The 721-nt window shown below is 71.8% G+C and carries 1 protein-coding gene; it reads left to right on the top strand.

The genetic code is table 11. From position 1 onward, the window contains the following. Window positions 1-711, top strand: a 711-nt coding sequence (locus FNQ90_RS25685) for an ABC transporter permease (RefSeq protein WP_182608495.1), incomplete at its 5' end; no start/stop codon positions are given. Between the last annotated feature and the right edge of the window lie 10 nt (window positions 712-721).

Below are 721 nucleotides of genomic sequence, written 5' to 3'. Positions count from 1 at the left end.
GCCAAGCATCTCCCGCCCTCCCTCGCCCACCCCTTCGGCACCGACGCGTTGGGACGGGACCTGCTGTTGCGCTGCGTCTACGGTCTGCGGGTCTCCTTGCTGGTGGGGCTGGTGGCGGCGGCCGTCGCGGCCGTCCTCGGCCTGGCCATCGGCGGTCTGGCGGGCGCCTTCGGCGGTGCCGTCGATCGTGTGGTGATGCGGGTGGTCGAGGTCTTCACCTCCGTGCCGCACCTGTTGATGGGCGTGTTCATCGTGGCCATGTTCCGTCCCGGGGTGTGGCCGGTGGTCCTCTCGGTGGGCCTGACGCACTGGGTGTCCACCGCCCGTATCGTGCGCGCGGAGATCCTCTCCCTGCGTTCGCGCCCCTACGTGGACGCCGCTGTCTCCGGCGGAGCCTCCCGGTGGCGGGTGGTCACCCGACACCTGGTGCCCGGCGTCCTCCCGCAGGCCGGGCTGGCGGCGGTGTTGATGGTGCCGCACGCCGTGTGGCACGAATCCGCCCTCTCCTTCCTCGGCCTGGGAATCCCCGCCCACCGGGCCAGCCTGGGGTCGATGATCAACGACGGACGGGGTTCGCTGCTCACCGGCGAGTGGTGGCCCACCCTCTTCCCCGGGCTGTTCATCGTCGTCACCACCCTCGCCATCGCCGGCCTGGCCGGCCTGTGGCGCGAACGCCTCAACCCCCGCCGACGCTCGGAGCTGATGCTGTGACCGCTCCCTC

The organism is Streptomyces alkaliphilus (genome assembly GCF_014141535.1).
GTDB lineage: Bacteria > Actinomycetota > Actinomycetes > Streptomycetales > Streptomycetaceae > Streptomyces > Streptomyces alkaliphilus.
Note: the sequence above shows the minus strand (reverse complement) of the source record. Positions and strands in the feature narration are given on the sequence as shown.